The 23,898-nt window shown below is 42.7% G+C and carries 22 protein-coding genes and 1 tRNA gene; 14 read left to right on the top strand and 9 right to left on the bottom strand.

Annotated elements, in window-relative coordinates; genetic code table 11:
* The first annotated feature begins 32 nt into the window (after positions 1 to 32).
* Positions 33 to 863: a hypothetical protein gene (locus tag WKK05_RS19795; RefSeq protein WP_341524808.1), complete on the top strand. Its 831-nt coding sequence runs from the start codon at positions 33 to 35 to the stop codon at positions 861 to 863.
* A gap of 56 nt (positions 864 to 919) precedes the next feature.
* On the opposite strand, the gene WKK05_RS19800 is transcribed toward WKK05_RS19795, so the two are convergent.
* The 4 genes from WKK05_RS19800 to pds form a co-directional block, all read right to left on the bottom strand.
* Positions 920 to 2,188 carry an ABC transporter substrate-binding protein gene (locus WKK05_RS19800; RefSeq protein ID WP_341524809.1) on the bottom strand — a complete coding sequence of 423 codons (1,269 nt, stop codon included), beginning with the start codon at positions 2,186 to 2,188 and terminating at the stop codon, positions 920 to 922.
* Between the two features lie 196 nt (positions 2,189 to 2,384).
* Positions 2,385 to 2,476 (bottom strand) — tRNA-Ser (locus WKK05_RS19805).
* Positions 2,477 to 2,582: 106 nt separating this feature from the next.
* Positions 2,583 to 3,515 carry a 15-cis-phytoene synthase CrtB gene (gene crtB / locus WKK05_RS19810; protein WP_341524810.1) on the bottom strand — a complete coding sequence of 311 codons (933 nt, stop codon included), beginning with the start codon at positions 3,513 to 3,515 and terminating at the stop codon, positions 2,583 to 2,585.
* Positions 3,499 to 4,938, bottom strand: coding sequence for a 15-cis-phytoene desaturase (pds, locus tag WKK05_RS19815; RefSeq protein WP_341524811.1), 1,440 nt, complete (start codon positions 4,936 to 4,938; stop codon positions 3,499 to 3,501). The genes crtB and pds overlap by 17 nt, the downstream gene beginning before the upstream one ends.
* Before the next feature lie 417 nt (positions 4,939 to 5,355).
* On the opposite strand from pds, the gene nagZ reads away from it, so the two are divergent.
* Positions 5,356 to 6,453: a beta-N-acetylhexosaminidase gene (gene nagZ / locus WKK05_RS19820; RefSeq protein ID WP_341524812.1), complete on the top strand. Its 1,098-nt coding sequence runs from the start codon at positions 5,356 to 5,358 to the stop codon at positions 6,451 to 6,453.
* Positions 6,454 to 6,501: 48 nt separating this feature from the next.
* Here the strand turns inward: nagZ and mutL are convergent, their stop codons facing one another.
* Entirely contained in the window at positions 6,502 to 8,211 is a 1,710-nt protein-coding gene (gene mutL, locus WKK05_RS19825) for a DNA mismatch repair endonuclease MutL (RefSeq protein ID WP_341524813.1), read from the bottom strand.
* 227 nt (positions 8,212 to 8,438) lie between these two features.
* Here mutL and WKK05_RS19830 point away from each other — a divergent pair, with 227 nt between their 5' ends.
* Positions 8,439 to 8,774, top strand: a complete 336-nt coding sequence (locus WKK05_RS19830; protein WP_341524814.1) for a rhodanese-like domain-containing protein — start codon at positions 8,439 to 8,441, stop codon at positions 8,772 to 8,774.
* A 155-nt stretch (positions 8,775 to 8,929) separates the two neighbouring features.
* Here WKK05_RS19830 and WKK05_RS19835 read toward each other — a convergent pair whose 3' ends face one another.
* Positions 8,930 to 9,979: an adenosine deaminase gene (locus WKK05_RS19835; RefSeq protein WP_341524815.1), complete on the bottom strand. Its 1,050-nt coding sequence runs from the start codon at positions 9,977 to 9,979 to the stop codon at positions 8,930 to 8,932.
* Between the two features lie 238 nt (positions 9,980 to 10,217).
* Here WKK05_RS19835 and WKK05_RS19840 point away from each other — a divergent pair, with 238 nt between their 5' ends.
* The 6 genes from WKK05_RS19840 to WKK05_RS19865 all read left to right on the top strand — a co-directional run bounded on the left by WKK05_RS19840 (position 10,218) and on the right by WKK05_RS19865 (position 16,018).
* Positions 10,218 to 11,561: an adenylosuccinate synthase gene (locus WKK05_RS19840; RefSeq protein ID WP_341524816.1), complete on the top strand. Its 1,344-nt coding sequence runs from the start codon at positions 10,218 to 10,220 to the stop codon at positions 11,559 to 11,561.
* Positions 11,562 to 11,707: 146 nt separating this feature from the next.
* Positions 11,708 to 12,304 (top strand): 50S ribosomal protein L25/general stress protein Ctc, encoded by a 597-nt coding sequence (locus tag WKK05_RS19845; RefSeq protein WP_341524817.1) that lies wholly within the window; start codon positions 11,708 to 11,710, stop codon positions 12,302 to 12,304.
* A 99-nt stretch (positions 12,305 to 12,403) separates the two neighbouring features.
* Positions 12,404 to 13,945, top strand: a complete 1,542-nt coding sequence (locus tag WKK05_RS19850) for an AAA family ATPase (protein WP_341524818.1) — start codon at positions 12,404 to 12,406, stop codon at positions 13,943 to 13,945.
* Between the two features lie 100 nt (positions 13,946 to 14,045).
* The gene (locus WKK05_RS19855) at positions 14,046 to 14,543 is read left to right on the top strand and encodes a hypothetical protein (RefSeq protein WP_341524819.1); all 498 of its coding nucleotides are present in this window, start codon (positions 14,046 to 14,048) and stop codon (positions 14,541 to 14,543) included.
* 374 nt (positions 14,544 to 14,917) lie between these two features.
* Positions 14,918 to 15,709 carry a YdcF family protein gene (locus WKK05_RS19860; protein ID WP_341524820.1) on the top strand — a complete coding sequence of 264 codons (792 nt, stop codon included), beginning with the start codon at positions 14,918 to 14,920 and terminating at the stop codon, positions 15,707 to 15,709.
* Between the two features lie 87 nt (positions 15,710 to 15,796).
* Positions 15,797 to 16,018 carry a hypothetical protein gene (locus WKK05_RS19865; RefSeq protein WP_341524821.1) on the top strand — a complete coding sequence of 74 codons (222 nt, stop codon included), beginning with the start codon at positions 15,797 to 15,799 and terminating at the stop codon, positions 16,016 to 16,018.
* Positions 16,019 to 16,023: 5 nt separating this feature from the next.
* Here the strand turns inward: WKK05_RS19865 and WKK05_RS19870 are convergent, their stop codons facing one another.
* The gene (locus WKK05_RS19870; protein WP_341531131.1) at positions 16,024 to 16,245 is read right to left on the bottom strand and encodes a ferredoxin-thioredoxin reductase variable chain; all 222 of its coding nucleotides are present in this window, start codon (positions 16,243 to 16,245) and stop codon (positions 16,024 to 16,026) included.
* An 852-nt stretch (positions 16,246 to 17,097) separates the two neighbouring features.
* Here WKK05_RS19870 and WKK05_RS19875 point away from each other — a divergent pair.
* Positions 17,098 to 17,283: a hypothetical protein gene (locus WKK05_RS19875; protein ID WP_341524822.1), complete on the top strand. Its 186-nt coding sequence runs from the start codon at positions 17,098 to 17,100 to the stop codon at positions 17,281 to 17,283.
* 843 nt (positions 17,284 to 18,126) lie between these two features.
* Here the strand turns inward: WKK05_RS19875 and WKK05_RS19880 are convergent.
* Complete coding sequence (locus WKK05_RS19880; RefSeq protein WP_341524823.1) at positions 18,127 to 20,085, bottom strand: protein phosphatase 2C domain-containing protein; 1,959 nt, start codon at positions 20,083 to 20,085, stop codon at positions 18,127 to 18,129.
* Between the two features lie 231 nt (positions 20,086 to 20,316).
* On the opposite strand from WKK05_RS19880, the gene WKK05_RS19885 reads away from it, so the two are divergent.
* Positions 20,317 to 20,751 carry an NfeD family protein gene (locus WKK05_RS19885; RefSeq protein ID WP_341524824.1) on the top strand — a complete coding sequence of 145 codons (435 nt, stop codon included), beginning with the start codon at positions 20,317 to 20,319 and terminating at the stop codon, positions 20,749 to 20,751.
* A 180-nt stretch (positions 20,752 to 20,931) separates the two neighbouring features.
* Positions 20,932 to 21,939 carry an SPFH domain-containing protein gene (locus WKK05_RS19890; RefSeq protein WP_341524825.1) on the top strand — a complete coding sequence of 336 codons (1,008 nt, stop codon included), beginning with the start codon at positions 20,932 to 20,934 and terminating at the stop codon, positions 21,937 to 21,939.
* A gap of 39 nt (positions 21,940 to 21,978) precedes the next feature.
* Here WKK05_RS19890 and WKK05_RS19895 read toward each other — a convergent pair whose 3' ends face one another.
* Complete coding sequence (locus tag WKK05_RS19895; protein WP_341524826.1) at positions 21,979 to 22,383, bottom strand: Fur family transcriptional regulator; 405 nt, start codon at positions 22,381 to 22,383, stop codon at positions 21,979 to 21,981.
* A 145-nt stretch (positions 22,384 to 22,528) separates the two neighbouring features.
* On the opposite strand from WKK05_RS19895, the gene purS reads away from it, so the two are divergent.
* Together purS and purQ are read left to right on the top strand one after the other, a co-directional pair.
* Complete coding sequence (purS, locus tag WKK05_RS19900) at positions 22,529 to 22,807, top strand: phosphoribosylformylglycinamidine synthase subunit PurS (protein WP_341524827.1); 279 nt, start codon at positions 22,529 to 22,531, stop codon at positions 22,805 to 22,807.
* 193 nt (positions 22,808 to 23,000) lie between these two features.
* The gene (gene purQ / locus WKK05_RS19905; RefSeq protein WP_341524828.1) at positions 23,001 to 23,678 is read left to right on the top strand and encodes a phosphoribosylformylglycinamidine synthase subunit PurQ; all 678 of its coding nucleotides are present in this window, start codon (positions 23,001 to 23,003) and stop codon (positions 23,676 to 23,678) included.
* Positions 23,679 to 23,898 lie beyond the last annotated feature (220 nt).

Genomic DNA, 23,898 nt, shown 5'->3' on the forward strand with positions numbered 1-23,898 from the left:
TTGTTGTGGCAATGTTCTTTGAAGGAGTGAACGTGAATACTATTTTTTCTAGTAAAGGTGTTTTTTGGTTACTAAGTATAGCTGCGATCGCAGTTTTAGGTAGCGGTTTCTCAGCAGTAGCTGAAACTGTCGATATGGTAAACAGTCAGCCATCAACTGAACCTTCAGTAACTGTAGCGTCTCCCAACCAGTTTACGGCTGAACCAGAGAATGAAAATCAAAACTTGTCTACGCAAGCAGCCACAGAATCTACAGTAACTAATTTGACTGAAGTGCAAAAGTTTCCTAATGCTGTGGCACCAGAAACCGCTGGTCAAATTCTCACACCTGTTCCTGGAACCGTGGCGACTTCATCTGCATCACTCACCACAGAGTCTGCAAAACCAACCTCTGAACCATCTGATAACAAGGTGGCACAATCAGATATTGATATCGGTAGACCTACTCGTGGTGGCAGAAGCTATATTGGTGTTGCTGGCAACATTGGTTTGAATGGTGGTGAATCATCTTTGGGCGACGGCAACTTTGGGGTTGTCAGTAAGATTGGTTTAACAAATGCTTTCTCAGTGCGACCGTCAGCAATATTTGGGGACAATACCACAATTTTAGTTCCCATCACCTACGATTTTACCTTGCAGTCAGCAGATCCATTTAACGAACCGTTAGCGATCGCACCTTATGTAGGAGTAGGTGCAGCCATTAAAGTTGGCGATGACTCGCAAGTTGGCTTATTAGCATCTGGTGGCATTGATGTGCCTCTAAGTACTCAATTTACGGCAACAGCTGCTGTGAATGCTGGATTTTTTGATGAAACTGATGTGGGCTTGTTGTTAGGAGTTGGTTACAACTTCACTGGCTTTTAAAAGTTAAAAGTTGGTAGTTAGGAGTTAGTAAAATTTAACTCCTAACTTCTAAATTTCTACTTAGGAGTGACTTTATCAATCACTTTGATTTTGCCATCGTCTCCTACTTCCCAAACATCGTAAACCCCAATCACATCACCGTTAGCATCAACATCTACATTGCCACTAGCCCCTTGGTAGTTAATATCTTTACCTTCTTTAAGTAATTTCAGTCCCTCGCAGACATCGGTAACTTCTGTACCAGGAGCATTGGCAACTTCACGGATTTTATTGGCAATACCAACGCCTGTGTTTTCCTTTGCAGCTTGTGCTGCCAACACCAATAAAGCAGTAGCATCCCAAGATTGGGGCGCAAATTCCCCTGGTGAACTACCCTTTTTAGATTGCCAGAGTTTTTTCAAAGCTTCTAATGCTTTCCCATCAGAACCAGGTACTGTGCCAATCACTCCCGCAGCAATGAATTTACCGTCATTACCTTTGCCAACTTGACCAGGGAATTCATCTGACTTCATGCCATCTGTTAGCATGACCTGCACCCCTTTACTCACACCTTGCTGATATGCCGATTTGAGCAGCAAGCTACCTGTTTCTACGTAAAAAACCCCAAGCACTGCATCTGGCTTGCCAGCAAAGGCAGTAGTGGCTTCAGTTTCAAAGGTAGTGGCTTTGGGGTCGTAACGGACGGGATTATTTTTATTAACTACCGTTCCCCCTAATTTTTCAAACCCTTGGACAAATGCTTTTTCAAAGCCCACACCATAGTCGTTGTTAATCACGACTGTAGATACTCGCTTGTAACCTCTTTTTTTGGCGAGTTCAGCTAAGGCTGGGCCTTGGTAGCTATCAGGGGGAACTGTACGCGCCCAAAAGCCTTTAAAATCGCCATTTTTCGCTTTTTGGGTAAACACAGGGCTAGTGCTACCCGGAGAAATCAACATAACTTTATTTTGAGCAGCAATTGAGACAGCTGCTGTAGAAACGCTGCTAGCAAAAGAGCCAACTACACCTGCAACCTTATCTACGGTTGCCAGTTTAGTCATGCCAGCCGCGCCTGCTTTGGGGTCTGTTTGGTCGTCTACAGCCACAAGAGTAACAGGTTGACCATTCACGCCACCACAAGCGTTAACGGTTTCAACTAGCAAGGGAACAGAAGCTGACATCTGCTGTCCGATAGATGCTAAATCGCCTGTTGCTGGCAGCAGGGAACCAATTTTTAATCCGCTGGCTGTGCTACTACTTCCTCCGGTAGTGCTACAAGCACCAACTAGAAAACCAGTTGCTATGGTAGTTGCACTCAGGGCTAAAGCTATACTAATTCTTGGCATAAGTTACTTTCACTCCTCAAATTTTCAGGAGCCTGAAAGTAAGATTCAAACTAAATTTTTAGGTTAGCTTATATCTTAATAAAGACTCCAAAGGATAAATAATAACATCCGCCGTAAGGAATAAACGTGTTTACTCTTACATGAGAATTTGTTAGTGGATATTTAATATATCCTTTGTATCTTTAAGCCTGGAAAACGGAGAGGGAGGGATTCGAACCCTCGGATGGGTCTTACGATTCCATCAACAGATTAGCAATCTGCCGCTTTCGACCACTCAGCCACCTCTCCAGTGGTCACAATTACTAATATTAGCAGATTTATTAAGGGGAGTCAATAAATTTGTCAAGTCAGAGCCAAGAGTCCAAATATTGACTGTTGACCCTTGACTAATTTCTTAAAGTACTTGCGATCGCATCCAGGCCAAAGGCAAAGTACGTAACTTTTTCCACTGGGGGACGTAGGCACGCTGATTAAACACATCATATTCGTTGCGCTCAATCGCATTCAGAATCTGCCCATAATGAGTTAATGCTGCCCATACAGGCCAACGGGCATCGGGTGTTAGATAAGTAATTCCTCTTTGTGCTTTTATATAGAATTCACGGGCGCGGTCAATTTGAAAACGCATCAGAGAGCGCCAGCGTTCATCTATCACGCCTTGAAAGCAGTCTTGTTCGGTGTAGTTGAACCTTGCTAAGTCTTCTTGGGGAATGTATATTCGCCCTCGCCGTGCATCTTCTCCAACATCCCGCAAGATATTAGTAAGTTGCATGGCGATTCCTAAAGCGATCGCTTCTTCCGTGGGAACATAGGGCTGTTTGCTCTGGTTCCACGGAGTTGTGTCTGTGGATATATCAACCCCCATTACTGCCATTGACATCAAGCCGACAGTGCCAGCAACACGGTAACAGTAGAGATATAACTCTTCAAAGGTTTCATAGCGACTACGATATAAGTCCATACGCTGGCCGGCAATCATATCCCGAAAGGGTTGAATGTCCATCAAAAAGCGTTGGAGAGTATCTACTAAAGCAACATCGTAATTTTCTACGGGGTGTCCCGCAAAAATCGATTCCAGTTGCTGCTCCCAAATGTCTAGTGTTTCTGGCGTGGTAAGAGCAGACGCGGGCCCATCCACTAATTCATCTGTACGGCGACACCAAGCATAAATTGCCCATATAGGGGGACGTTTTATCTTACTCATGAGCAAAGTACCCAGGTAAAAAGTCGTGGAATACTTTGCTGTGAGATGCCGACAAAGTTTATAAGACTCGTCCACAGAGACCAGCGTTTTCATGCGCGCTTTGGAATCAGGCAGTTGCAGCATTCGTTGCAGGCGGTCGGGTTGGCATTTGCAGGTTTGAAGAATTTGCTACCGGGAGTGCTTCAGAAATCGCCTGCGCTGTTAGCTTACCAGAAAGTACGGCACCTTCCATACTTCCTAAGTAGCGTTGCATGGTGTAACTCCCAGCCAGAAGGAAGTTGGCAATAGGCGTAACTTGTGCGGGACGGTATTGTTGACGACCAGGGGTAGCTTTGTAAACTGAACGCGGTGTTTTTACCACGTGATATTTCAGCAATTTTGCTGGATTATCTCCTCCAAAGTGATCTGGGAAAAGTTTTTCCAGTTCGGAAAGTGTTGCGGCAATAATTTCCTCGTCAGATTTGCTAATCCAATCTTTTGCTGGAGCTAGAACTAATTCCAGCATTGAGCGGTTGGGATTAGCATACTCGCGGCAAGTATTGCTCATATCAGCATAAACGCTGAGGAGGGGCGATCGCGAAAACAGCAGATGATCAATTTGGGTAAGTTTCCGATCAAACCACAAATGCAAGTTAATCACAGGTACGCCTTCCAAACCTTCTAGCTTTTGGAAGAACTCTATTTGCTGCCAAGGTTTTGGCAATATCGCTTTGAGAACGTCTACTGACATTGCCGAAACGTATAAGTCGGCAGTTTCAATATAGTCTTCAGCGCCATTCAATCCTCTAATCGTAAAGTGTTTAACTGTACCATCGTCATTCAGGACGATTTCTTTGATAGGCGCATTCAGACGGACTTCGCCACCGCGTTCTGTGATGTAATCGACGATGGGTTGACATAGCCGTTCTGTGGGAGAACCATCCAAAAATGCAATTTTGGAGCCATATCTTTCTTGCAGAAAGCGATTTAGGGCAGTTAAAAGAATTGTTGCCGAAACTTCTTCAGGATTGATAAAGGTAAGCGCTTTACACGCAGCGATAAAAACGTCACTTGTTACCCGCTCATCAACACCTTGCCTTTTCAACCACTCTAAGAAGCTGTATTTATCCATATCCTCGACATACTTCTGCCCTCGAACTACGGCTGGAAGTAGGCCAACAGCGAACCTAATCTTCTGCTCCCAAGTCAACATATCGTTGTTGCGAAGAATGGACGCAATTACGTTGAAAGGAGATGGAATATCTGGAACATCAAAACGTGAGTATGTTCCAGGCTTCTCCGGCTGATTAAAAATCAGTGTATGCTCTTTCCATTGGAGTCGGTCTTCGATACCCAACTCCTTGAGTAACTGGAGCATATTCGGGTATGCCCCAAAGAAGGCGTGTAATCCAGTTTCGTACCAGTCGCCGTCAGAGTCTTTCCACGCTGCAACAAGACCCCCCAATACGTCCCGGCTTTCCAAGACAATGGGAGTGTGACCCGCGTCTGTGAGATATTTCGCGCAGGAAAGTCCTGCTAGACCAGCACCAGCGATCGCTACTCGCATTTACCCCTACTATTCTTCAATATTTCTTAATCGTTTTGCCGTTCTCATTATACGTTGCAATCCGTTACATTTGGCAGTTATTGTGCAATCGCTGATCTAAAAAACTTCTGCTGAAGGAAAATTTGCTTATACGCACCTACTTAAGCAAATTGTCAAACTCATTGTTAGCAATGGGTTTGCGGTCTCCATTTGAGTTATAGAGATTTACAGATAGAAAATATAAGCAAGAGTAATTGCTGAAATGGCAAATTTATTCTTTATCAAAGTCAAAATTGTGATCTCTGAATAAATAATTTATTTACTCGGTAGTATTTTTGTATGCAGTTTTGTTTCTATCTGAAAATTCCGGTCGTTGATTTCATTCAAGATGTAGGATCAAGGCTCAGTTAGTTGCTAAACAAGTATAGGTAAAAGATTATGGCAGAAACGCAAGGGCTAGAGCGCTTTGGACATCACCTAATTCTAGGCGTTTCCGGCACGACATTAAGTGATGATGATAAACGCGCACTCAATGAATTGAAACCGATTGGAGTCATCTTTTTCGGTAAAAACTTTCTCGATGGCAACCCCTATGAAGTTTGGTTGGATAGTTTTAAGGAATTGAACAACCAAATACGAAATTATGCTGAACGTGACTCCATGTTCATAACTCTCGACCATGAAGGGGGTCGTGTTGTTCGTACACCGCTACCGATAACGCGATTTCCTTATGCTTCACTGTTGCGATCGCACTCACGTGAAGTAGCAAAAGCCACAGCAGTAGAATTAAAATCATTAGGAATTAATTTATCCTTTGCACCTGTTGCCGATATTTTTTCTCACCCCAATAACCCTGTGATTGGCCCTCGTGCCTTTGGCAACACTCCCGAAACCGCGGCTCAAGGCGCTTATGAATATTATCTGGGGCTACAAGAGTCAGGAATTTTAGGATGCGCCAAGCATTTCCCTGGACATGGAGATACTAGCAAAGACTCTCACATTGAGTTACCAATACTCAATTTGACTAGAGAAGACTTGCGGCTTCGAGAACTTATACCCTTCAAAGCATTGATTGAAGCACAAATTCCTTTGATTATGACAGCCCATATCTTGTTTCCTAAGATAGATGCTGATGTGCCAGCAACACTTTCTCAACCTATCCTCAAAAGCATACTCCGTGAAGAACTTGGCTTTGAGGGAGTGGTTGTATCTGATGATTTGGATATGAAAGCTATCTCCGATTTATTTATTCAAGCTGGTACTGTGGTGCGGTCATTTCATGCTGGCTGTGATTTATTTATTGTCTCGCGTAATATCAATTCATCATCTATTGAGCGTACTTATAAAATTGCTGAAGATTTTGCCGATTCCCTCAGCAACGGTAGCCTTGATGAATCAGTGGTGGAAGCCGCTAAAAGTAGAATTGAAAAGCTACTGGCGGTGACTCCCCAATATCCTATTTATGCACTTGATAAAGATACATTAGTCCGAAATGCAGAATTAGCGATCGCTTGTTCTTTTCAAACTGATAAATAGATATATCTTATACATTAGTAAATCAGCAAAGAGTTCTCGATTTAAAAATTATATTCCATGACTTTTACCAATCACCCAATTACGCCGGAAAAACCTTGCTAAAGCTGATTCTTCTAACGATAAATAAATTGGGCGGCCGTGAGGACAAGTACGGGGGTTACGAGTGCGTTGCCAATTATCTAATAGTGTCTGCATTTCTTGCAGATTCATTGGTGTACCATTACGAATAGCACTACGACAGGCGACTGCTACTTGAGCTGTTTGTAAGTCACCTCCCAAACTAAGTTCTAAAATTGCTTGTGGACAATCTTCTCGCTGCTGCAAAATTGCGGGTAAGTTTCGGACAGCCCAGAGTTGTTCACCAAAGGATTCTATATCTAAACCAATGCGTTGCAATTGCCCTACTTGTGCTGGTGATAACTGATAAAGAATTATTGCAGGTTCGACGGGGATAAGTTGCCAGTTATCGCACAATTGCTCATACAAAACTCGCTCATGGGCAATGTGTTGTTCTACCAACCATAGACCAGCAGGATGTTCTGCCACAATATAGGTATTGCTAACTTGAGCGACAGCTTTGAGGGAGTTAGGAGTTTTATTATCTTCGTTTGGATTTTTAGAATTAAAGTTATAACCGCCTTTGGCTTCTGCGGCTTTGAGTAATTTACTAACTCGTGTTGTGTGGACAGATTCTTTAAGATTGCTAGCAGATATGCAGAGTGCTTGGTTAATTGCTTGGGTAATTTGCTCTTGCCAGTAACTCAGTTCATTGAGGTAAATTTCGGTTTTTGCTGGGTTGCGGTTCCAATTAATTTGGTCGGGGGAAATGGCAAGATGCAAAAAACAAATTGGATAGCGATCGCGTGGTAATGTTTTGTGAAATGCACCCAAAATTGTTTGCTCTAGTTCCTGTGATTTTACCATCCGTCCGTTGATAGCTACACGCACCCAATCTGGACGATGACGATGACAGCGGTCAGGTAATCCTACTACTAAATTGAGTGTTGAGTGCTGAGTACAGACGCGATTAACCGCGTCTGTACAAGTGAGTTCTGAGTTGGGAGGGTTGGGTACTTCCAGTTTCACCTCTTGCAAATCACCTTGTCTTACAGTAGGCAGAATTTGTGGCAACAGTTTTCCTACTGTAGTGGCGGGACAGATGGTGAACCATTGACGGTCATTTTGCCAAACTTGCCAAGTGATGTGAGGATGACACAAAGCAATTTGTTGAATCGCCGCTTGCACGGCTTTCATTTGCTGTGCTGCTGAGGGTAAGCCTTGACGACGACTGGAGCAATTTCCGAAAAGATTAGAAACTGTTACAACTGTACCAGGAGCGATCGCTGTTACTTCGACTTGAACAACTTCCCCGCTATTGCCATAATTAACCCGCCATCCCAAATTCCCACCTGCTGGACGACTCAAAATCTCCAAATCCGCTAGAGTCGTTAAGCTGTGCAACGCCTCACCACGAAACCCTAAACTATTAATTTTCCACAAATCAGCACTAGAGCGAATTTTACTGGTACTGTGGGCTGTGGCTGCTTGTTGCAAATCATCTAGATTCATTCCACAACCATTATCAGCGACGCGGATTCGCCACTGCTGCGGCCATAAAGAAACCACAACGCGCGTTGCACCAGCATCAAGGGAATTTTCTACCAATTCCCGCACCACAGAAGCAAAACAGTCGATTACCTCTCCAGCTGTAATGAGATATACGACTTCTGTTGGTAAAACCTGAATAGTAGATGCCATAAAACATAGTCTACAACTTCTGGTCTTGAAGAAGTAGGGAGGTAGGGAGTAGGGAGTAGAGACGCGATTCATCGCGTCTCTACAGGAGTTAGGAGTTAATAGTTATTATTTACTATGCCCCATGCCTCATGCCCCATGCCCCAAAAAGTTTTATTAATTGTAAAGAAAGCTCGATTGTAAAGGCTTTTTTGATAGATTGCTCTTGAGGTTATAAGCGAGAAATGCTTATGAGTAGCAATTTAGCAGTTGATGTTCACGATTTAAAGTCTCGTTTGCAATGGGGTCAACCAGCTTTTACAATTATTGATGTGCGCGATCGCCACACCTACAATCACGGTCATATTACTGGCGCAATACCCATTGCATTGGACGGTTTGGCATCCCGCGCCAAATCTTCTCTACATACAGAACGCCATATCTATATTTATGGCGAAAATGACGAACAAACAACCCATGCTGCCACATTATTGCGACAAGCTGGGTTTGCTGAGGTAGCTGAAATCCCAGGTGGTTTTTCGGCGTGGAAATCAATCGGCGGTGCTACAGAAGGTATTGGCGCATAAACTTAAACTGGATATCAATCCAAGTTTATTTATGCCAATTACTACTGTTTTTTGTACTGCACAGTGTGCAGTACAGTTTTTTCTAAGGCGTCAGAAAAATTACTCACAGCAACATTAATTAACATTAAATTACTTTGCATTCTGACCACTACTCGTCAATTAACATCTGTCATCGCCAAAACTTTAGGGGATTCAGGTTTGAGCAATCCATTTAATAAGGATGCGGGACGTTGACTATAAGGCCAAGCAAAAGCATGACGAAAAGCTGCTTCTTGACAAGCTTGTAGTTGTTCAAAACTAATAATGTCGTAAGTCAATAAGTTTTCATACTCAAACGGCAAACGTACATTATGTAATCCGGCATTATCAGTACAAATGGCGATATCTACCCCAGCATCAAAACAACGGTCAAAGACTAACTTGAGTTGACGTATATCCTGTAAAGTACCAGTTTGTAAGTAAGTTGTCGGACAAACCTCTAAACATTGTCCGCGGTTAGCTAAATCTGGGAGTAACTCTGGATACAGTAAGGGAATTTGAATACCATGACCAATCCGCATGAGATAGGGTAACAGTTGTGGGTAACAACCAGCGGTGGTTTCATACAGATGTCCCGTGGTGTTTACGCCGAGCGATCGCGCATAATCATATAGACTAATCCATTCTTGTAGGCGATCGGCATAATAGCTATCACCTCCTGCTACATCTATCGCACACACATAGTGCTTGTTCTGTGCTGCCAAATCAATAATCGCCTTGTTTACCTCATAAGGTAAACGTGTGTGCATACAGAGAATTTGTCTAGTGACAATTGGATATTCTGGCAGGTGACTAGCTTTTCCTACAACTTCTACAATTTCTGCCATCTTGTCAATTCTTTCAACTTGACTCAGATGCTCAGGAGTTCGCAAATAGGGAGTATAGCGTAGTTCCAGATAAGCCAAATTTTCAAAAATATAAGCACCACGCACTAAGCGGTAGATAAAGTAAGGCAATGTTTCCACGGTTTGCACACTTTCTACCAGAGTATGCAATTCCAGATACTCATCTAAAGTATTGCGAGGCCTAGTGTAAAAATCTTCAAATTCTGAATAGTCAGCAAAGCGAGAAATCAACTCCGAAGAATGTCGCTCGAAATATCGCCATAGAACTCGCGGTACAACCGAGCCGCCTAAATGTCTATGTAATTCAGCATATAAACTCATAATGGTATTTTTAGGTAAAAATTTTATCGATTGTAACAAAAATATAGAGAAAAAACTTTTACTGAAATTAGCCTTGTATAAAAAAATTCTTACCCTTGTGAGTGGAGTTTTTGGGCATGGGAAAGAAATTACCAATGCCTCATGCCCAATGCCTCAAGTTGTGCATTTTTATTGACATAATGCACAAAATATGTTGATAATTATAGTTTGTGGAAACTTTACCTCATAATATAAACGCTTGGCTAACGTTATTGTCATAGGGGCCCAATGGGGCGATGAAGGAAAAGGTAAAATAACTGACTTACTTAGCCGTTCCGCAGATGTTGTGGTGCGCTACCAAGGGGGTGTCAATGCTGGACACACTATTGTAGTAAAGGGTCAGACCTTTAAGCTGCACTTGATTCCCTCCGGTATTTTGTATCCAGACACCAAATGCATTATCGGTTGTGGAACGGTCATAGATCCACAGATTTTGATAGCAGAACTCGACCAATTAAAAAACTTAAATATTTCCACTGACAATCTCCTAATATCAGAGACAGCTCATGTAACGATGCCTTATCATCGGTTGATTGACCAGGCATCAGAGGAGCGACGGGGAAGCCATAAAATTGGCACAACCGGTCGGGGTATTGGTCCGACTTATGCTGACAAATCTGAACGCACAGGCATCCGAGTTCTAGACTTGATGGACTCTGAGGGGCTACGTGAGCAGTTGGAGTGGACGATTAATTATAAAAACGTCATTTTAGAAAAGCTGTACAACTTGCCGCCTCTAGATGTGAAAGCGGTGATTGACGAATATCTGGGATACGCAGAACGGCTACGTCCTTATGTTGTGGATACATCGCTGAAAATATACGACGCTATTCTGCGGCGGCGCAATATTTTGTTTGAAGGCGCACAAGGCACACTTCTCGACCTCGATCATGGAACTTATCCTTATGTTACCTCCTCCAATCCAGTTGCTGGGGGGGCTTGCGTCGGTACAGGGCTAGGCCCGACAATGATTGACCGAGTCATTGGAGTGTCGAAAGCGTATACCACACGAGTCGGAGAAGGCCCATTTCCCACAGAACAAGATGGGGAAGTGGGAGAACTATTATGCGATCGCGGAGCCGAATTTGGCACAACCACCGGACGTAAACGGCGCTGTGGTTGGTTTGATGCCGTCATCGGTCGCTATGCTGTGCGGATTAATGGCATGGATTGTATGGCGATTACTAAACTAGATGTTCTCGATGAACTAGAGGAAATCCAAGTTTGTGTCGCTTATGAAATCGATGGCGAACGCAGCGAACACTTCCCCACGAGTGCGCGTCAGTTTGCCAGATGTCGCCCCATCTACAAAACTTTACCAGGATGGCAAGTGTCAACAACTCATTGCCGCGCCTTGGAAGACTTGCCACAGCAAGCATTGGACTATCTCAAATTCTTAGCAGAATTGATGGAAGTCCCGATCGCGATCGTCTCTTTAGGAGCTAGCCGCGATCAAACCATAATTGTAGAAGACCCCATCCACGGCCCCAAACGCGCTTTATTGCACGCCGACGGCACACCTGCCGATCTGCTAAGTGCGTAATCAGTGCTGAGTTCTAAGTTATCAGTCAAAAGTCAAAAGTCAAAAGTCATTGGCAAAGAAAAAAACAAATGACAAATGACAAATACTTCGACTTCGCTCAGTACAAGTGACAAATGATAAATGACGATTAACAACTAACAACTGCTATGGCTATTACAGTCGAATCTCAAAAGCGACCCGAAGGCAGCAAGCCGAAAGCTTTGCGCCGTTCTGGGTTAATACCTGCAAATTTGTACGGTCATAAAGGTACAGAGTCAATTTCTTTGGCGATTAATGCCAAAACTGTTGAGCGTTTGCTCAAAAAAGCTTCAGTCAATAACACCTTGATTGATTTAAACATTACTGATATACCTTGGCGAGGTAAAGCCTTGCTGCGAGAACTTCAAATACATCCAGCAAAAGGTACACCTTATCACCTCAGCTTTTTTGCGGTTGCGGGACATGGCGATACCACTGTAGAAGTACGCCTGCGTTTTGTAGGAAATGCTGTTGGTGTTAAACAAGATGGTGGTGTGTTAGACACCGTAGTTACCGAATTGCAAGTCAGTTGTGCGCCTGAGAATATCCCAGATGTAATTGAAATCGATGTCTCTAACCTGCAAATTGGAGACAGCTTGCATATCAGTGATATACCTTTTCCTGAAGGTGTAACACCTCTAGCTGAATTAGAGCGACTTGTTGTTAGTGTTTTGCCACCGCAAATCGACGCTGATGCTGAGATAGAGGCTGAAACAGCTTCTTAAGCTAAGTAAACTGTGTAATAATTTTTGATAATACCAGGGGGGAACTCCTGGTTTTTTTGTATTTGAACCGCAGAGGCGCAGAGAGCGCAGAGGAAAGAGATGACAGAAGCGACTCTTCCAGTCTTAATTCAGCAAATGTTACAGCCTGGATTTTATCCCCATGCAGTAACAGAACCTATTCAACTTATTCAAACCCATATTTCTTATGTGTTGCTGACTGGAGATTACGCTTATAAACTGAAGAAACCAGTGAATTTTGGTTTTTTAGACTTTTCTACTTTAGAGAAGCGGCAACATTTTTGTCAGGAAGAGTTGCGGTTGAATCAACGGGGAGCCGCTCAACTGTATTTGGAAGTGTTACCTATAACTTTGGTTGAGGAGCAATACAATTTAGGGGGAACTGGTGAAGTTGTAGAGTACGTGCTGAAAATGCGCCAGTTTCCCCAAAAGTTCTTGTTTAGCAAACTTTTTGAACAGGGTAAGTTAAATGAGACAGACCTAGAGGACTTGGGACGGGTGGTTGCTCAATACCATGCAGAAGCACAGACAAATGATTACATTCGCAGTTTTGGTGAAGTAGCAAAAGTTCGGGCTGCTTTTGACGAAAATTATGAGCAAACAGAAAATTATATCGGTGGGCCTCAGACGCAGACGCAGTTTACAGAAACAAAGCAATATACAGATAAGTTTTTTGCAGAACGTCCAGAATTATTTGCTAGTAGAATTCAAAATAATTACATTCGCGAATGTCACGGGGATTTACACCTGGGAAATATTGCTCTGTGGCAGGACAAAATCACGCTATTCGATTGCATTGAGTTTAATGAGCCGTTTCGCTTTGTCGATGTAATGTACGATGTCGCGTTCACAGTAATGGATTTGGAAGCGCGATCGCGTAAAGACTTGGCTAATGCTTTTTTAAATGCTTATATAGAGCAAACTGGAGACTGGGAAGGTTTGCAGGTATTACCTTTATATTTAAGTCGTCAGGCTTATGTCCGGGCAAAAGTAACTTCGTTTTTACTAGACGATGCTAATGTACCTGTAACGGCAAAAGAAGAGGCGACAAAAACTGCTGCTGACTATTATAAACAGGCTTGGGAGTACACTAAACCCAAGCTTGGACAGCTAATTTTGATGTCCGGATTGTCGGGTTCTGGTAAAAGTACTACAGCACGCTATTTAGCCCGTCAACTAGGAGCAATTCAGATTCGTTCAGATGCAGTGCGGAAACATTTAGGGAGAATTCCTTTGTGGCAGAAGGGTGGCGATGATTTGTATACACCTGAGATGACCGAAAAAACTTATACACGGTTATTAGCATTGGGAATTCTGCTAGCTAATGAAGGTTTTACGGTGATTTTAGATGCTAAGTATGACCGTCAGCAGTTACGACAAGAAGCGATCGCCCAAGCTAAAAAACATCAGCTTTCCCTCCAGATTATCCACTGCACAGCACCGCTAGAAGTTTTACAAAATCGTCTTGTCAACCGCACTGGTGATATTGCTGATGCTACTGCTGATTTGTTAACCTCACAACTAAAGCAAGCCGAACCCTTTACTGAGGAAGAACAACCCTACGTCAAGATTTTGGACACAACTCAAGCCCTAGAATCACAATTAAAAGAAGTAATTCGCTAACAGTATTAAAAAAGGTGTAAGGGTGTAGGTGATAAAAAATTAATTTATTCCCCTTTTCCCTAAACCTTTACACTCCTAAATCTCTATATTTCCGATACTTATGGCACAAAAAAATAACAACTTTCTAAATATTTCTCCCAGTTTCTTTTCTCAACTATTATTTGGGGCATTTTTAACATTTATATTAATGATGACAGGCTCTGCACCAGCCTTGAGCATATTCTTAGGAATTATGGGAGGTTTCATCCTCGGCTGGGTCACAAGCGCAACCAATAATAGTCCCCAGCCTCCAACTGTAGCCTCCTCGGATGGCGTCGATACGGGGCTAAAATATTGGTTATTTTTCATGCTTGGTTTTGTATATTTGGGTTATCCAGCACCCATGAGTATCTTACTTGGTGGAATAGCAGCTTTAGGTGGAGGCTGGATTACTGCTTGGTGGGGTAGCAAGGAAGAAACTAGAACTCAATTGCCAATAGAAGAGTCAGAAGACGAAGTTACACAACCCAACCAGAGAACTACCAGACAGCAAAGAAAAGCCAGCCGCCGTTACCGTCGCACTGCTGGAAGTTTCAATTTCCGGTTTTGGGAAAGGTAGGGATTGGGGATTGGGTACTGGGGACTGGGGACTGGGGGCTGGAGATTAACGTGAGTTCGATAGCTCTATAATGTCCTGAATAAAAAGACAAGAGATTTTACTACGCAAAACCGTCCCCCTCCGACTCGGAGAGGGACAGACTTGAACTTTAGTTCAAGGCAGGGAAAGGTTTGTCGAATTCACATGGAATTAAGCTGTGAGGCATTTAATTTTCTGATACTGCTGGAGAGGAGGATTGGATAGGTTTTAGTGAAGTAAGAAATTAGGTATTACATATTAGATAATTTGGAAAACTTTTCTCTAGTCCAAGTCACCAGCCCCAAATCCCCAGTCCCAAGCCACCAGTCCCCAATCCCCAGTTCCCAGTCCCCAATATGTTTTTATATCTCTCAAAATTATTGCCACTGTTTTTTTATCCATTAGGACTAGCTTGCGTAAGTTTGTTAGTGGCTTTGGTAACATTATGGAAACGACCGCGTACTGCGGCGATCGCAATCGCTTTAGCGCTAACTTTATTACTGTTTAGCAGTAATGCTTGGGTTTCTCATTATTTAGTGCGATCGCTAGAATGGCAAAATATCCCATCTGCTCAAATACCTAATGCAGAAGCAATTGTGGTTTTGGGTGGCGCAACTAAATCAGCTTTTCCTCCCAGACCTACTGTTGATTTGAGTGAATCGGGCGATCGCGTAATTTACGCAGCACAGCTATATCGCCAAAAAAAAGCTCCGATCATTATTCTCAGTGGCGGACGCATTGATTGGCGCGGTAGCGGTTCACCAGAATCGGCGGATATGGCAAATGTCCTAACATCTATTGGTATCCCATCTGAGGCAATTGTCGAAGAACCTGACTCTCTCAATACATATCAAAATGCCGTAAATGTCCGAAAAATCTTGGAATCTCGTGGAATTCGCCAAGTCTTGCTTGTGACTTCGGCAATGCATATGCCGCGATCGCTAAAGATTTTTCAACGTCAAGGAATTAATGCTATTCCTACGCCTACTGATTTTTTAATCAGCGAACGTGAACTCGAAGAACTCGGCAACACACCCAAAGCCGCTATACTGAATTTGTTACCTGATACTGCAAATCTAAATCAGTCTACTAGCGCTTTAAAAGAGTACCTTGGTACTTTTATATATCGCTTACGAGGTTGGCTTTAATTGGAGACGCGATTAATCGCGTCTGTACAGGAGTTAAGAATAGAGACGCGATTAATCGCGTCTGTACTCCTAATATAAATTAATATTATGTCTAAAGATTTACCTTATATTATTCCATCGCCTCAACCCGAAGTTGAGGAAAGCTTTGCTGCTTACCAAACAACTCACCAATTTTATCAAGAAGTTCAGACGCGGTTAGAGCTGCAACGTTACTGTGAATGGTATTACGAAACAGCAGAACAGCACCGTCAAGAACTCAAAAGAATGCGCGGCGAACTGAATATTTTCCGATGGTTTCGCCGCCGATGAGTTATTTAAATGATTTCTAACTCGGTTTCTCGTAAATGGGCTTTAAATTTTTTACTAAATTGAACTAAAATCGGCAAGTTAGCGCTTACAGGTCTACCTTGCCATTCTGTAGCAATACCTATAACTTCGCCTTCTGTGCCTTTAAGGTCAAAAGCCTGACTTCGATGTTCAGGATGATGGTAAACTACTACTGAATCTTTAACACGGACGCGATCGCCAACTTTCATAGCTACATTCACACCTAACGTTTGCTGTTCCACAAGTCTCTGCCATTAACTAAACATTTGAACGGCCTAACAGTTGATTTAATTAGCCTTTTCTGAACGCTTCATTGGGCGCTAAGACGCATTTAACCCTCGTATACAGACACGTTTTAGGCATCTCTGCTGACTTTTTTTTAGCTTTTTACTGGGGTCTTTTTCTTGCATCAATTAAGTATTAGGCTCTACTTGATTATTGAAAATTTCTTTAATTAACAGTCATTAGGTTTGTACTCTATATTTGTGAAATTGACTGCTTGTCGCCAATCTACAATCAGAAGTATCTCTGGCGTCAACAAAGTATTTAGCCATCAATCTGTCTTGGTCTATGCTTAGCTTTGTTTCAGTCTTAATTGACGTATACAAGCCTGATACCTCCAGAAAATCACTAATATCATACAATAAAGTAGTTGTAGTTTTTCAGTTACAAAGTAAGTTAGATTTTGTAATATTTAACTAGACTTAGGCTAAGTTTTGGCTATCTATTAAAAACTTGATACCTATCTATCATTTAAATTGCTTTTTTGAAAAATAGATTATTTACAAAAGTTACTGCTGGCTCTTAGTTTATACAGACGCATTGTTGGAAGCATCTTTATTTACCAGACAAATAAAGCTTGGCCATCATGTAGCTTTTTAAAGCTATATATCTACTACACATTTCTAAGTAGGGGCGCATAACTGTGATACCCTAAATAGCGATTCGTTTGTTACAAAGATTTTTGCAAATGGTCTGACCTTTTTATCTTCACTCTAGGATGTTCCCCAGGTCAACTTTTTCACCAATTCTTACGCATCGCAAACGCCCTGTTTCATCTCATGTTGGTTTACATAACCATCATTGCGACCTTTGGCGCTAGCCTGCTAAAGGTACATAATCCCAAAAACTTTGCTCTTAGTCCAGTGGCGGAGGCGATCGCCATAACATATCAACTCATCAGTAATTACAACTTCATTAGCTGTCACCTAAATGTAAAAGCTGTTCCCACCTACATCGCGACTTAGATTATCAATATCACGATATCTCTCATCAACATCGTGACTTTCATTATCAATACCACGATACTTATCTTCAAATTGACGTGAGCTCGATAGCTCATGTGGTGTCCGCTTAATAGCTGAATATATAGCCGTAGTTATATAGGTTAGGACAGTGTTTATTGATCAAAGCCTTGAAGTAACTAGGTTTTTACTCAGCACGCTGCTCAACGCCCCGCTTCCGCTAACAGCACTCAGCACTTTGCTATAAAAGACCTCTAAGAGGTTTTACTACGCAAAACCGTCCCTCTCCGAGTCGGCTACAGTGTACACACAAGTCGAATTACCCCCCTTATCAAGGGCTGCCGTGACACGCAAGTCGAAATATTGAATTCGGGTGGTCGTTTATTAAATTCGGGTGGTTGTTTATTAAATTCGGGTGGTTGTTTATTGAATTCGGGTAGTCATTTATTGAATTCGGGTGGTCATTTATTGAATTCGGGTAGTTGTTTATTGAATTCAGGTAGTCGTTTATTGAATTCGGGTAGTCGTTTATTGAATTCGGGTGGTTGTTTATTGAATTCAAGCAGTGGTTAGGGTGGGGTAAAACCCAGATTCTTGAGCAACTTCAGACTTGTGTGTACACGGTAGCTCCGAGTCGGAGAGGGACAGACTTGAACAAAAGTTCAAGGCAGGGAGAGGTTTGTCGAACTCACGTTAAAATTACAAAATTTCGGCACAATCTAACCCCTAGTACAGCAGTAAATAAACCACATATTAAGAATGCCTGAAATACTTGTGAAAACGTAATTAGCGAACGAGCGCCATTACGAGTTCCAAATTCTGTATAGCTGTACTAGTTCCCAGTCCCTACTTTTCAGGCGGACAAAGTTGCTGCACACTTTCGGGAAGTTGCTGACACGTCTGCTCAAATCCTCTAGGATTAATTTGCGACCAAGCAAATAATCCCAAACTTGTACCTCCCACAATCAACGCCAACACTCCCCCTAGCCTTACCCATCGGTTACTCCGGCTTGGTTTTTTGACTGGGGTTACAGTTTTTGGAATTATAACTGGTTCTTCTGTGATATCTAAATCCAAATCCAAATCTAGCAAGGTTTGCGAACTTTCTGTGAAGGAATTTACTTCTTCTTGTTCTTGTGCTTCTGCTTCGGTAATCTCTACTAGAGGTTGCACAGGAGTAACAGGCACTAAGTATTCTGGAGAGACACGATAATAACTCACAACAACCGATGTATTATCATGACCGTTTTTCGCATTTGCTAGATTAATCCAGTTCCCGACAGCATCTTCAACTGCAAGTTTACCTGTTAACACTGGTACAGCGTAATCTCGCCAAGATTGTTCCACCCAGTTATTATCACTTAAACCATCAGAACACAACAGCAAGATGCCATCTTCTTCTACAATGAATCGCTGAACCTTAAGACGCAAGGATTCTGCATCTTTTGTTCCCAATGCTTGAGTCAAGGCACTAGCATCTTGCCTATTAAGTGCTTGGCGATATAAACTCCGAGCATGGCGTACTTCCCTGGTTACCACATCATCATCTACTGTGAGTAATTGACAATAGTTGCGAGTAATCCAATAAGCGCGGCTATCGCCAATATTAGCTAAGTAAACTTCATGGCCGTTTTCTGAACGCCAGCCAGCAGTCGTCTGTACTCTTTGCGGTACTTGTACTGCCATTACAAGAGTTGTTGCCATGCGTTCTCTGCCTTGGCGTTTTTGTTCGTTATTGCGGGCGGAAATTACGTTATTTACCACCCGCAAGCTTGCCTCTAGTTGTTCCTGTAATAAATCTGGTGGTACAAGTTCAGTTTGTTCTGCAACTTCTGTTAATAAAGCACGGATTTGCAACTTCAAAGACTGTACTGCTAATTGACTAGCAACCTCGCCGCCTTCGTGTCCACCAATGCCATCACAAACAATTGACAAACGTGGCAGTACAGGGTCATCTAAGTTACTAGAGGCTGTAGGGTAGCAGCTGTCTTCATTTTGCGTCATTACTAGCCCAATATCAGTATTCCCTGCAACCTTTATGCTTAATGGCAATTCTGCCGCAGATGCTAGGAGTAACCTATTGAGTTGAGTGACAACAGCCTCTAACTCTACTGCTGGTTTACACATCTGCTGGACTATATTCTGTAAGTCTTTGGCTAGTGACGTGTTTGCAACTGCTACCCAAGGCAGCCAAAATTTCCCTAGCTCCTGTAAAGTTGGTTGCTCAGCTGTTTGTATTGGATAAAGTTCTAACAGCCGTATACACCAACCTTGAACTCTCAAGTTGTCTGGAAATAACAAACTGCGGGCAACTCCAAATTCTGATAAAGGTGTCCAAAGTTGAAGAATTTGCCACAGCCAATAAACTTGTCGTACTGCTGTTGCTTGTTCCCAAGCATCAGCAATAGTCGGGTAGAGATGTCCTGTGTCATCTATCGGCACATTTTCCAGTAAGAGGACATCACTTGTACCTTCTTCATGGGAATGCGTAAACCCGTAAGCGTGGGGCAAGTGCAACCGCTCTTGATATAACCGTAGGTAAGGAATTACTTCTTTTGGCAATGATGCTGGTATATCTGGCGATAGCCCCGGTTGAGTATCCAGCCAAATTTGATGCCTAATTACCTCATATCTATCTGCTACCTTGCTACCAGCAGAGATTTTAGCTGCTAACGAGCCACTAGCCCAGAGATAGCGGTGAACTAGAGGAGTTTGACAACTAGCACAAACATCATCTCCCACAGGATTAATAGGGTTATTACAGCTTGGATTTATACAATAAATTATCCGTTGAGTAGAAATCATAAAGGTATAAATTAAAGAGACAAATCAACTTATGAATTTTGATTATATTTAAATGTCAACGACTTGAAGCTCAGGATAAACTAGAGTTGTGTACTTCTGGCTACACCTTGTTACTGAAATTAATCAAAATTTTTGACAAAAAGACGAATTTTGCTTTCTGTAAATAGCCTAAGTCTGGGTGTATCTAGTCGGAGAAATGCATTTAAGTCAATGTAGAGACAGGATGGCGCTATGCCAAGTTATACCTTAATCTGGCTTTTGGCAGGAGCAGTTCTATGTTTAATGGAATTGTTTTTACCATCGGCGTTTGTCGCTTTCATGATGGGAATCAGCGCTTTTGTGGTCGCACTGCTATCTGTGGCGGGTTTAGGAAATGTATGGTTGCAAGTTGTGATATGGCTGTTGCTTTGTGTAGCACTAGTTGTACTTTCCCGCCGATTTTTACAACCGCGACAACGCAAGTCGAAACTTCGGGATGCAGTTACAGCTGAAACTTTAACAGAAATTCCGGTAGGGAAAACAGGCCGGGTGTTATACGAGGGAAATTCTTGGCAAGCAAGATGTGATGATGACAAACTCGGCATAGCACCCAACGAAAGAGTTTATGTGGTGGGAAGAGAAGGCACAACTTTGATTGTGATGCCGGAAACGCTTTTGCATTCTTAATCAAGAGTCAAGAGTTAGGAGTAGAGACGCGATTATACTCTTACGAAAAGCCGCTCTTCGAGCGTCTAGGCGTCTGTACATGAGTTATTCTATCCCTTGTCTCTACACTGCCCACTCCCTTGCCCCCTCATCCTCTTAATCTTAAGTTATATTTAATACTCAAAATTCAGGAGATTTACGATGGAACAGTTATTTTTGCTAATCTTTTTAGCTCTTGGTGGTTCTGCTGTAGCAGGGTCTGTTAGAGTCGTTAGTCAAGGTAATGAAGCTTTAGTGGAAAGATTGGGTAGTTATAACAAAAAACTAGAACCAGGGCTAAGCTTTGTCATCCCTTTCCTTGATAAAACTGTCTACCAAGAAACTATCCGGGAAAAGGTTTTAGATATTCCTCCGCAAAAATGCATCACTCGCGACAACGTTGGTATTGAGGTGGATGCGGTAGTTTACTGGCGCATTGTGGATATGGAAAAAGCTTGGTACAAAGTAGAAAATCTCCAGTCAGCAATGGTGAATTTGGTGTTAACTCAAATTCGCTCGGAAATGGGACAACTGGAGTTAGATCAAACTTTTACTGCCCGTTCTCAAATCAATGAGCTTTTGTTACAGGATTTGGACGTAGCTACCGATCCTTGGGGTGTGAAAGTGACGCGTGTAGAACTGCGAGATATTATCCCCTCTCAGGCTGTGCGGGAGTCGATGGAATTGCAAATGTCAGCAGAACGGCGTAGACGGGCGGCAATTTTAACTTCAGAAGGCGATCGCGAAGCTGCTGTTAATAGTGCTAGAGGTAAAGCTGATGCTCAAATTTTAGAAGCAGAAGCTAGTCAAAAGTCAGTAGTTTTACGTGCAGAAGCAGAACAAAAAGCGATCGTTCTCAAAGCCCAAGCGGAACGTCAGCAACAGGTTCTCAAAGCCCAAGCGATTGCTGAGTCAGCAGAAATTATTGCCCAAAAAATCAACTCAAATTCCACTGCTTATCAAGCCTTAGAAGTTCTAATTGCCTTGGGCTATCTAGATATGGGCGCAACAATTGGTAAGAGCGATAGCAGTAAGGTGATGTTTATAGATCCGCGTAGTATTCCCGCCACCTTAGAAGGCATACGCTCTATTGTCTCAGATGGTCAGGTTGACTCTAATTCACTGCTCAGAGGTGAAATACCAGGGGGGAATAATAATCGGGCTAGTTGACAATGGAGGAGTGAGGGAGAAATAACCAATGACAAATGACTAATGGCTAACTTCAGCAGCTTGATTAATTTGGCATTGACTGCACAAACCAAAAAACTCTAGGGTGTGGTAAAAAATTTTAAACTTCTGGCTAGATTCTAATTGCTCTTCTAAGTCATGTACAGGACATTGATTAATCGGAATGGAAACACCACATTGCAGGCAAGTTAAGTGGTGTTTATCTTGCTGCGCTAGACTGTAGAGGGCTTCACCGTTAGCCAAAGTCCGCACTTGTACCATGCCTTCCAGTTTTAAGGCTTCTAGGGAGCGGTAAACTGTCGCTAAACCCATACTCTGATTGTTATTACGTAGCTCGACGTAAATATCTTGCGCGGAAATGCCTTGTTTAATGGATTTCAGCAGGTTCAAAATACGCTCTTGACTGCGGGTGCGTATGGCTCTCATAGACAATAGTTTAAATTTGCCGCTTTAGTAGAAGCTGTGGGATTGGCTAACTGATTAAGTTAACTCTAACTGCTTCATAATCTTATTTTCACTCAGTTGGAGCAGAAAGTTATAGTATAGCGATCGCAGCATTCAGCAAAAGCCCGTGCAAAGCAAGTATTTAGCCAAAATTTTCGTGACGCTTCGTCCTTCAGTCTTAGATCCTGCTGGTGTAGCTGTACAATCCAGTCTTAAGCAGTTGGGATACGATAACGTTGAACAAGTGCGGATTGGTAAGTATATTGAACTCACCATCACCTCAACTGAAGAGAAGAAAGCGCGTCAAGACCTCGAAAACATCTGTAACCAGATGCTAGCAAATCCCGTGATTGAAAATTATCGCTATGAGTTGATTGAGGTCGAAACACAAACGGGAGTGTTTTAGGGACTGGGTATAGGGCATAGAGAGTGCTGTTAGCGGAAGCGGGGCGTTTAGCCCGTCTTGAGTTAGAAGTTAGGAATTTAGAGTTATTATTCTCTCTCCTGTCCCCAGTCCTCAATACCTGTACCCCACGACCAGTCCCCCATAACAAATGACAAATGACAAATACTTCGACTTCGCTCAGTACAAGTGACAAATGACTAAATTCGGCGTTGTTGTTTTTCCGGGTTCTAATTGCGATCGCGATGTTGCTTATGTAACTAGAGACTTACTAGGGCAACCGACTCGCATGGTTTGGCATCAAGAAACAGATATTGCAGATTTAGATGTGGTTGTAATCCCTGGTGGCTTTAGTTACGGGGATTATCTACGTTGCGGTGCGATCGCGCGATTTTCACCTGTAATGCAGCAGGTGGTGGAACACGCCCAAAAAGGTAAGTTTGTCTTGGGTATTTGCAACGGTTTTCAAGTATTAACTGAAGCCGGACTTTTACCGGGTGTGTTAACTAGAAATCGCGATTTGCATTTTATCTGCGATCGGGTTCCGTTAAAAGTTGAGCGTACCAATCTTCCTTGGACGCAAGCTTATACCGCCTCTGAAATTATCACTTTACCTGTTGCCCACGGTGAAGGGCGATTCTATGCCGATCAAGCAACTCTCGCAGCAATTGAAGATAACGGCCAAGTATTGTTCCGTTATCAAGGAGAGAATCCCAACGGTTCACTGAACAACATTGCCGGGATTTGCGATCGCCAAGGTAATGTTTTGGGAATGATGCCACACCCAGAAAGGGCATCAGACGCGATATTGGGAGGTAGCGATGGGTTGAAGTTGTTTCAGGGATTGTTAGAGAAAGTAGCTGCATTGGCGTAAAGTTGACCATTGCTTATAGCACTTTTAATAGCCAACAAAAGTAGGGATTCAGCAATGCTGTGTCCCTACATTCTTTATATAGAATTTCTAATTTGGTAAAGTAACGTGAGTTCGACAAATCTCTCCCTGCTTTGAAATAAAGTTCAAGTCTGTCCCTCTCCGACTCGGAGAGGGACGGTTTTGCGTAGTAAAACCAGGGAGAGGTTTCTTTATTAAGCTA

Origin of the sequence: Nostoc sp. UHCC 0302, assembly GCF_038096175.1 — a bacterium.
Taxonomy (GTDB): Bacteria; Cyanobacteriota; Cyanobacteriia; order Cyanobacteriales; family Nostocaceae; genus UHCC-0302.

What these genes read in the sequence shown, in the direction of transcription:
- WKK05_RS19800 (WP_341524809.1), bottom strand. Translation starts at nt 2,188, where the DNA reads ATGCCAAGAATTAGTATAGCTTTAGCCCTGAGTGCAACTACCATAGCA.
- crtB (WP_341524810.1), bottom strand. Translation starts at nt 3,515, where the DNA reads ATGCTGCAACTGCCTGATTCCAAAGCGCGCATGAAAACGCTGGTCTCT.
- pds (WP_341524811.1), bottom strand. Translation starts at nt 4,938, where the DNA reads ATGCGAGTAGCGATCGCTGGTGCTGGTCTAGCAGGACTTTCCTGCGCG.
- nagZ (WP_341524812.1), top strand. Translation starts at nt 5,356, where the DNA reads ATGGCAGAAACGCAAGGGCTAGAGCGCTTTGGACATCACCTAATTCTA.
- mutL (WP_341524813.1), bottom strand. Translation starts at nt 8,211, where the DNA reads ATGGCATCTACTATTCAGGTTTTACCAACAGAAGTCGTATATCTCATT.
- WKK05_RS19830 (WP_341524814.1), top strand. Translation starts at nt 8,439, where the DNA reads ATGAGTAGCAATTTAGCAGTTGATGTTCACGATTTAAAGTCTCGTTTG.
- WKK05_RS19835 (WP_341524815.1), bottom strand. Translation starts at nt 9,979, where the DNA reads ATGAGTTTATATGCTGAATTACATAGACATTTAGGCGGCTCGGTTGTA.
- WKK05_RS19845 (WP_341524817.1), top strand. Translation starts at nt 11,708, where the DNA reads ATGGCTATTACAGTCGAATCTCAAAAGCGACCCGAAGGCAGCAAGCCG.
- WKK05_RS19850 (WP_341524818.1), top strand. Translation starts at nt 12,404, where the DNA reads ATGACAGAAGCGACTCTTCCAGTCTTAATTCAGCAAATGTTACAGCCT.
- WKK05_RS19855 (WP_341524819.1), top strand. Translation starts at nt 14,046, where the DNA reads ATGGCACAAAAAAATAACAACTTTCTAAATATTTCTCCCAGTTTCTTT.
- WKK05_RS19860 (WP_341524820.1), top strand. Translation starts at nt 14,918, where the DNA reads ATGTTTTTATATCTCTCAAAATTATTGCCACTGTTTTTTTATCCATTA.
- WKK05_RS19865 (WP_341524821.1), top strand. Translation starts at nt 15,797, where the DNA reads ATGTCTAAAGATTTACCTTATATTATTCCATCGCCTCAACCCGAAGTT.
- WKK05_RS19870 (WP_341531131.1), bottom strand. Translation starts at nt 16,245, where the DNA reads ATGAAAGTTGGCGATCGCGTCCGTGTTAAAGATTCAGTAGTAGTTTAC.
- WKK05_RS19875 (WP_341524822.1), top strand. Translation starts at nt 17,098, where the DNA reads ATGTTGGTTTACATAACCATCATTGCGACCTTTGGCGCTAGCCTGCTA.
- WKK05_RS19880 (WP_341524823.1), bottom strand. Translation starts at nt 20,085, where the DNA reads ATGATTTCTACTCAACGGATAATTTATTGTATAAATCCAAGCTGTAAT.
- WKK05_RS19885 (WP_341524824.1), top strand. Translation starts at nt 20,317, where the DNA reads ATGCCAAGTTATACCTTAATCTGGCTTTTGGCAGGAGCAGTTCTATGT.
- WKK05_RS19890 (WP_341524825.1), top strand. Translation starts at nt 20,932, where the DNA reads ATGGAACAGTTATTTTTGCTAATCTTTTTAGCTCTTGGTGGTTCTGCT.
- WKK05_RS19895 (WP_341524826.1), bottom strand. Translation starts at nt 22,383, where the DNA reads ATGAGAGCCATACGCACCCGCAGTCAAGAGCGTATTTTGAACCTGCTG.
- purQ (WP_341524828.1), top strand. Translation starts at nt 23,001, where the DNA reads ATGACTAAATTCGGCGTTGTTGTTTTTCCGGGTTCTAATTGCGATCGC.